The sequence below is a fragment of the Maribacter polysaccharolyticus genome, from assembly GCF_028882255.1.
Lineage (GTDB): Bacteria > Bacteroidota > Bacteroidia > Flavobacteriales > Flavobacteriaceae > Maribacter_A > Maribacter_A polysaccharolyticus.
This window is the reverse complement of the sequence record NZ_JARBUY010000005.1, coordinates 374,690-383,004: the sequence shown is the minus strand read 5'-3', so window position 1 is coordinate 383,004 and position 8,315 is coordinate 374,690. Positions and strand designations below refer to the sequence as shown.

Genomic DNA, 8,315 nt, shown 5'->3' with positions numbered 1-8,315 from the left:
CTATTGAACTTCTCAGATAGAACAACTAAAGCTTTATGTCGTGTCCGATTAAATTTCATTCAAATATTTGCTAACGGTTCGGCTATGAACAGTACGTGAGCAAACAAGCGTTTACTTTCCGCCACGCACATAGCGAAATCTTTTGGTTTTGTTTTTTCTTTTCCTTGTCAAAGCAAAATCCCAAAAATTTTGCGGACATCATAAAATACGCAAACCTTTCAATTAAGCCCGAAGCCCGTATTGTTTATAGGTTTTGTTGGCAAACGTTATTTTTTAATTTTTCTTCATCATAGGAAACGGTGGAGGCGGTATGTCGCTAACTTGGCTTCTCCATTCAGCTTTCATTAGATTTATATCATCCTTAGTGTCGATTTGTATATAATCTGCGATTAATTCATCTGGTTTATAACCAACGTAAATTTTTGAATGCTGCTCATTATTGTTCTTCACATAAAAATGAACTGAATACTGAATATATCCAGTTTTCGAAATATTACGGTCAAAATAATAATCCATAGTTTGCTTTGATTTGTGCAAGTCTCTTTTAAATCTCTTGAGACTTTTCCTCATTGAAAGAGTTGAATCACTATGGTACCAAACTAACTTATCTAATTTCATTTGTTTGTCGGAAACAGAAATAGCTAAATCTTTTATGTTTTTAAACAATATGCTATCCCTCTTTTCATTCGAGGTAAAACTGTTCTGAGAATGTAAAGTGGTTGTTAATAGACCAAAAATTAAAAGTATTTGATATTTCATTTTATAATGTTTGCCAACGTTAAAGCTATGATTTCGGTCTGGGAAATCCGACAGGATTTTACATGATCGGAATCGTGCAGGAATAAAAGTAAGCAATTTTATCTTTTGGAAAAGGCAAGACTGAATTATAGGTATTGTTAGCGGTTGCTTGCAGCGCTGCCCATGCCCACAAGTCCAAGCCAATACATTTGTCCACGTATTTTTGCCGCATATTCAATCCGGCGCAGGCCTTAATGGAAACAATTATAATCTGAGGTTTTACTAAACCTGGGCAGGGAAGGGCAGACCATAGGCCACTACGTACTGCTTGCGTAACCCTTGCGTATTGGCGGCAAAAGGAAGGGCCCTTAGGTTGCTCTATTATAAATCCCAAAACCATCTGAAAGCCTGATCGTGCGATTTACAAACCGTATTTTTTTTGCTGCCCTGATAAACGTACTGCTTGCATACAGATTGGTCAAACTATAGGGTAGGCAGCAAAAAAGAAGAAGTCCCTAACCAGCTCATTATTTTAGAGCAAGTTACCGCTAACGTTAAAGCTATGATTTCGGTCTGGGAAATCCGACAGGATTTTACATGATCGGAATCGTGCAGGAATAAAAGTAAGCAATTTTATCTTTTGGAAAAGGCAAGACTGAATTATAGGTATTGTTAGCGGTTGCTTGCAGCGCTGCCCATGCCCACAAGTCCAAGCCAATACATTTGTCCACGTATTTTTGCCGCATATTCAATCCGGCGCAGGCCTTAATGGAAACAATTATAATCTAAGGTTTTGCAAAACCTGGACAGGGAAGGACAAGCCAATGGTCCATATGCGTACTGCTTGCGTAACCCTTGCGTATTGGCGGCAAAAGGAAGAGCCCTTACGTTGCTCTATTATAGATCCCAAAACCATCTGAACGCCTGATTGTGCGATTTACAAACCGTGGATTTTTTGCTGCCCTAATATACGTACTGCTTGCATACAGATTGGTAAAACTATAGGGTAGGCAGCAAAAAAGAGAAGTCCCGAAGCTGCTCTTTATTTTAGAGCAAGTTACCGCTAACGTAGGAATATAGATCGTATGATCTATATATCTTTTATGTGCAGAACTAAGATAAGAGATCTTTGATGTCCTTGAAAGAGGTTTCCGCCACATGGGTGTAAATTTCTGTTGTCTTGGTAGAATTATGTCCGAGTAATAATTGAATATGCCTGATATCAACCCCATCTTCAAGTAGGTGGGTAGCAAAGCTGTGCCTTAACATGTGCGGTGTCACCTTTTTGGGGATTGCCGCCTTTAATGCGGCATTTGATATAAGTTTCAACACGCTAGATGCTGTGTAAGGTCTATTCCGTGGTCCTTCAAAAAGATATACCCTAGGGGTGTATTCCTTATAATATAATCTCAAGTCCTTTAATAGGGTAGGGCTCAGAACGGTCATTCTGTCCTTATTGCCTTTTCCTCCCTTTATACAGATCAGCATACGTTTGCTATCAATGTCATTTAATTTAAGGTTAAGGAGTTCACTTCTTCTAAGGCCGGCGGAGTAGAGTAATGAAACGATGCACTTATGCTTAAGGTTGTTGGTGTTTTCAATTAGGGCATGCACTTCTTGTTTTGACAATACCTTGGGCAATTGTTGTAGCTTCCTTGGACGTTCTATCGCATAAAACCTATTGGGCATTCCCATAACGCGCTCAAAATAAAATTTTATACTGTTTACCGCTTGGTTGATGTAAGAATTGGATCGACCTTCCTGGATAAGCTTTTGTAGATATAATCTCACCTCGTTTTCGGTGATGTCCCTTGGTTCGATATTAGGGTAATGGTTAATGAAGCGTTCAAACTGGTGCACATAGCTCTTTACGGTGTTAGCGGCATATTTCCTGATTTCCAACTTATCCAAATACGCCACTGGGCATCTTTTATGACCATTATTCAAAGTCCTATTTCTATACCAGTGTACATTAGGGGGCATTTCGGTATTGAGTTCCTGTTCGGGCTGAAAAAAATAATTGCCATTGATCCAGACTTCCCCCCTAAATGTGTCAAAGATCTTTCCCAGACTGGCCTTATTGTTCACAACATAATACATGCCATATTCATCGGACCAGGAAACACCTGGCAATTTGTCCAACAAGGCCTGTATGACCTTATCAGATCTGAATTGTAAGCCGATTTGCCTTTCGCCTCCGATCAGCAAGTGTTTTAAAGTAATGTTTCTGCCCTTGAACATAAACCGGTTTTATTAAATATCAAAAAACAAAATGATTTAATCGTATATTAACCGAATATTGTTCGTATAATTATTCTTTTAATGATTTGGAAATGAGATTACAGCACCAATGTTTGTATTGTAAAAAGGAGCTTATCGGACGTACCGATAAGAAGTATTGCGATCTGCATTGCAAAAGTGCGTATCAATACCAAAAAAAGAAAGAAGGGCCAGAACGCTTTTATGACAAGGTGAACAACCAATTGAAGCTGAACCGTAAGCTGTTGAAGACCTTCAACAAAGGGGGGAAGGTGACCGTTAGGACCGAATTATTAATGCAATTGGGATTCAATCCTGATTTTTTTACCCACTATTGGAAAAATAAAAAAGGGGATGTGTATCTCTTCGTTTATGAATACGGATTCTTGAGGAAAAAAGAGTACGGAAAAGAAAAATTCATACTTATACGATGGCAAGACTATATGGAAAAATCGGCATAATACCATTTTGTGAAGCAAAAAAGAAAAGGCTGTTGGTGTAATGCATAGGTTCTTTTCCGATACCTATACCTACCAATGCACCAACAGCCATTATATTTATTTTACTTCATATTTCCCCATGTACCGTTTCCATAATACGGTTTGGTGGGTTTCCAACGAAATATCCCGACCGTCTATAAAGGCCTTTGTAAGTTGGTTGCCCCGCATATCCAACGCATCGCCTTTAGATATGAAAAGGGTGGCGCTTTTGCCTACTTCCAAGGTGCCATAGGTATCCGCTATGCCCAAGATCTGGGCGCTGTTCCCTGTTATGAGTTGTAGGGCTTTTTCCTTGTCCATACCCTGGGATACCACCTGCCCGGCATAAAACGGTAGGTTTCGGGTCTGGAAATTGGCACTGCCCCCGTTTTGCAAGGCCACTAAAAGTCCGGCATCGGACAATAATTTGGGCAGCTTATACGGTAGGTCATAGTCCTCATCATCAAAATTGGGGCGACTGTGGGTGCGCTGCACCAAAACGGGAATGTCGTGTTGCTTTAAAAAGTCGGTCACCTTATACGCATGGTATCCACCGACCAAGACCACATGTTCAATACCGTGCTCCTTGGCCATGGTAATGCCGTCTATGATCTCTTTTTCGCCATCCGCATTAAGGTATAGCCTTTGGGAGCCGTCAAAAAGGCCTTTCATGGCGGCAAAGGCCGGATTCAGTTCGGTACTTCCCGTTTTGTTGTAGGCCATCGCATGCTGCAGAAAACGTTCAATTTCCTCGATCTGATCGGCATATTCCTTATTGGGTTGTAGACCTCCGGGTCCACCACGTCTACGATTTCTACGAAAACTATTGGGCCAGTTCATATGAATGCCATCATCGACCTTAACCGCGGCATCCTCCCAGTTCCAGGCATCGAACTGCACGATTGACGAGGTGCCCGAAATACGCCCGCCTTTGGGGGTGATCTGTCCTAAAAGTACGCCGTTCGGACGCATACTCTCTACCACCTGCGATTCGGCATTGTAGGCGATCAGACTGCGCACATGGGGAATCATATCCCCGATCTCGTCCTGATCGTTCGTGGCCCTTACGGCATCGACTTCAACAAGGCCCAAAGATTTGTTGGGGGCGATAAAACCCGGGTACACATGCGTACCCTTGCCTTTGATGACCGTTCCCTTACGGGCAATCTTTGTCATGGCACTGCCTACAAACGTAAGCTTGCCGTCTTCGAACATGATCAACGCATTTTCAATCACTTTCCCATTGCCCAAATGCGCCGTGGCCCCATCTATTGAGATGGCTTCTTGCTGCACGGGAGCCGGGGTTTGCTGTGCCATTCCCATAAAAAAGGTGGTCGCAGCGAATGCTAAACTATATATCGATTTTCTCATTATTTTATCCATTTTCAATACCTATTAGAGTGAGTCGCAGTGGAAGGTTTCCTTCTTGTTGTTCCTAGGGCCCTGTGTCTTGGCGCCACTTTCTTTTTCCTTGAGCATCATACCTATGAGCTTGCTGCGCTCTTGGGTAACGGCCGCTCGCTGTTGTTGGTCTTTTTCAAGATCGAAATAGACGGCGCCTTCGATCAATGTTTTTTCCGGCTTTGCATAAATGGATAAGGGGTGGTCGCTCCAAAGCACCAAATCGGCATCCTTACCTTCTTTGATACTTCCCACACGTTCGTCTATATGTAACAGTTTTGCCGGATTGATGGTGACCATCTTCCAAGCCTCGAGTTCGGATACGCCGCCATATTTAACGGTCTTTCCGGCCTCTTGGTTCAGCCTGCGCGACATCTCGGCATCGTCGCTGTTGATGGCAACGGTGAGCCCTACGCTTTGCATGATGGCCGCATTGTAGGGGATCGCATCCTTAACTTCATATTTATAGGCCCACCAATCGCTGAAGGTAGAGGCACCCACACCGTGCTCCAACATTTTATCGGCAACTTTGTACCCTTCTAAGATGTGGGTAAAGGTATTTACTTTAAAATTGAACTTCTCGGCGACTTTCATCAACATATTGATCTCGCTCTGTACATACGAATGGCAACTGATAAAGCGTTCCCCATTGATGATTTCGACCAAGGTCTCCATTTCGGCATCTTTCCGATACGGCTTTCCACTTTTCTTTAGGGCTTCGTATTCCTTGGCGCGTTGAAAGTAGTTCATGAACACCTGTTCAACCCCCATACGGGTTTGGGGAAAACGATTGAAGCTACCCCAGTTGCTCTGTTTTACATTTTCACCCAAGGCGAATTTGATGAATTTGGGCGAATTGTCATAAATCATGTTCTCGGCACTTTCGCCCCATTTCAGTTTCAAAATGGCCGATCGGCCGCCAATGGGGTTCGCAGAACCGTGTAACAATTGTAAAGTGGTTACCCCACCACCTAAATTCCTGTAGATACCGATATCCTCTGGGTCGACCACATCTTCCATGGTTACCTCGGCAGAGGAGTTTTGACCCGATTCGTTGACGGCCAAGGCGGCCAAATGGCTATGTTCGTCAATAATACCTGCCGTTAGGTGTTTTCCGGTCGCATCAACAACCTTGGCACGCCCCGGTTTCAGGTCCTTTCCTATTTTTGAGATTTTCCCGTCTTTGATCAATACATCGGTGTTTTCTAAAATTCCGGCGTCTTCACTGGTCCAAACCGTTGCATTTTTGAACAAAATGGTTTCAGATTGGGGAATCTCACGATAACCATAACCTACGTTCGGGTAGGTGACCGGTACGATCTCGGGCATTTCGGAAGCCTTTTTACTTTTTTCCTTGGCCTCAAAAGCTTTGGTCAAAGAAAGGGTATAAGGGGCTTCTTGTCCATCGGATAAGATCACTTTTCCCGTTATAGGGGTTTTGGTGTCTTTTACCAAAGTCGATAATCGGTACAATTGGTCTCCCTTTGAAAATGACAATTGCATCCAATTTTCTTTAAAGGTCATTTTGGAGGAATAGGATACGGTATCCTTAGTGACCTTTGTTTTTGGTTTTGCCACTTCCCCGGAAATGGAAACCGTAAAGGTGTCGCCTCCTGTCTTTAAGGTGTAATCCCCACGAATATCGGTCAGGTCCATGTCATTGATGGTGTTTTTGGTCCCCTGTACCCAATTTTCATATAAGGTGGTTCCTTCATCAAAGATATCACCCGAAGTGATCAAAAAGTTGGCATAGCGACCTTGTTGCAGGGATCCTATCTTATCGGTTCGGCCCATTATCTGTGCAGGCACGGTGGTAAGTGCTTCCAATGCCTTTGTTTTCGGTAGTCCGTAGGTAATGGCTTTCTGTAGCTTGTCCTTTAGCTCCGAAGGCGATTTCAATCCGTTCAAGGTAAAGGAGAAAGTAACCCCGTTCGCTGCAAGTATTTTGGGGTTGGCAGGCGCTTGGTTCCAGTGGCGCATGTCTTCCAAGGAAACATATGAAGCCTGGTAGGGGTCGCTAACGTCGTAGGCATCAGGGAAGTTTAAGGGAATGATCAGTTTTGCTTGGGTGTTTTTGATGTCGGCTATGGTTTCATACTCATCACCACCGCCCAATATCGCATATTGTATGCCGTTGGCATCACCAATACCATCGGCCCGTACGATATTGCCTTTGTCCCCGGCATCAAAGATCTGTACCAAACCTTTGTTGGCGTTCAAGGCTTTCAAAGAACGGTCTTTGGTGTCGACATTTCCTTTGGCATACCAATCCGCATCAATGTACATTTGGCGTAAAAGGGCGATGGCCCCCATCAAGGAAGTAGGATAACTTTGGTTGGAGGCCACACTCTTGGTAAATGAAAAATATTGTCCCGAGCGATCATCAATGATCCGTTGCGAGTCGTCCCCTTTACCGTTTAGGGCGATAAGAACGCCTGTACCACGGGCAATACCATCCTGTATGTGCGAATTGACCACGCCAAATCCGGCCTTGCGCAGTTCCTCGGCTTTTTTGTCGTCATATTTGAAATTGCCAATGGCATCGTTTTCAGGCATGATATGATCGTTCCAATAAAAACCTTCCCGTGTGGGGTTGAACTGGGCCGAACGTCGCGAACCTTCGACCCTTTTGGGTTTTTCGACCCCGAAATCGGAATAGATATCGATAAAGGAAGGGTATATCGTTTTTCCTTTAAGGTCAATGGTAACCGTGTTTTTGGGCAACGTTACCGAGGTGCCTACCTGTACCACCTTGCCGTTTTGGATCAATAAGGTACCTTGGTCTACCACCTGGGTGGGGGTAATGTAAATCTTGGCATTCGTAAAGGCCGTATAATTCTTGTTTTTTGATTTTACCCCGTCGTTATCCGGAAAATAATCTTGGGCAAATAGCGTTGCACCACACCAAAATAGCGTGAGTGCCAGTAGTTTCATTCTCATAAAATCGGTTTAGTTATTTATCGGAACTAAAGATATAATAAGCGATCAAAACGGGTAACTGTGTTAACTATTTTTAACGTTTTGCGCAAATCGTTGAAGAATTGCAGGTAAAATGACGAAAATCAAAAGGATAAGGCAATAAAGAAAAGTGGAATATATTGTTGGCCCCTCACAGTCAACCGTCTACTACCCACTGCCCACTGTCCACTGTCCACTGCTCACTGTCTACTGATAACTGCCCACTGCCCACTGTCCACTGTCCACTGCTCACTGTCTACTGATAACTGCCCACTGCTAATTGTTCACTGTTAATTGCTAATTGACCATTGTTAATTGCCAACTGTCCACTGCCTACTGCCTACTGTTCACTGCTAATTGCTAATTGCTAATTGTCCATTGTCAATTGCCAACTGTCCACTGCCCACTGTCTACTGAAAACTGCCCACTGCTCACTGTCTACTGATAACTGCCCACTGCTAATTGTTCACTGTTAATTGC

The 8,315-nt window shown here is 43.4% G+C and carries 5 protein-coding genes; 1 reads left to right on the top strand and 4 read right to left on the bottom strand.

The window, feature by feature from the left end:
* Positions 1–273: 273 nt before the first annotated feature.
* Positions 274–759: a hypothetical protein gene (locus tag PHU20_RS17300; protein WP_274826663.1), complete on the bottom strand. Its 486-nt coding sequence runs from the start codon at positions 757–759 to the stop codon at positions 274–276.
* Positions 760–1,851: 1,092 nt separating this feature from the next.
* On the bottom strand, positions 1,852–2,979 hold the full coding sequence (gene xerA / locus PHU20_RS17295; RefSeq protein WP_274826662.1) for a site-specific tyrosine recombinase/integron integrase: 1,128 nt from the start codon (positions 2,977–2,979) through the stop codon (positions 1,852–1,854).
* Positions 2,980–3,071: 92 nt separating this feature from the next.
* On the opposite strand from xerA, the gene PHU20_RS17290 reads away from it, so the two are divergent.
* Entirely contained in the window at positions 3,072–3,458 is a 387-nt protein-coding gene (locus PHU20_RS17290) for a hypothetical protein (RefSeq protein WP_274826661.1), read from the top strand.
* Positions 3,459–3,554: 96 nt separating this feature from the next.
* Here the strand turns inward: PHU20_RS17290 and PHU20_RS17285 are convergent, their stop codons facing one another.
* Positions 3,555–4,847 carry an amidohydrolase family protein gene (locus PHU20_RS17285; RefSeq protein ID WP_274826660.1) on the bottom strand — a complete coding sequence of 431 codons (1,293 nt, stop codon included), beginning with the start codon at positions 4,845–4,847 and terminating at the stop codon, positions 3,555–3,557.
* Positions 4,848–4,871: 24 nt separating this feature from the next.
* Entirely contained in the window at positions 4,872–7,817 is a 2,946-nt protein-coding gene (locus tag PHU20_RS17280; RefSeq protein WP_274826659.1) for an amidohydrolase family protein, read from the bottom strand.
* Positions 7,818–8,315: the final 498 nt, after the last annotated feature.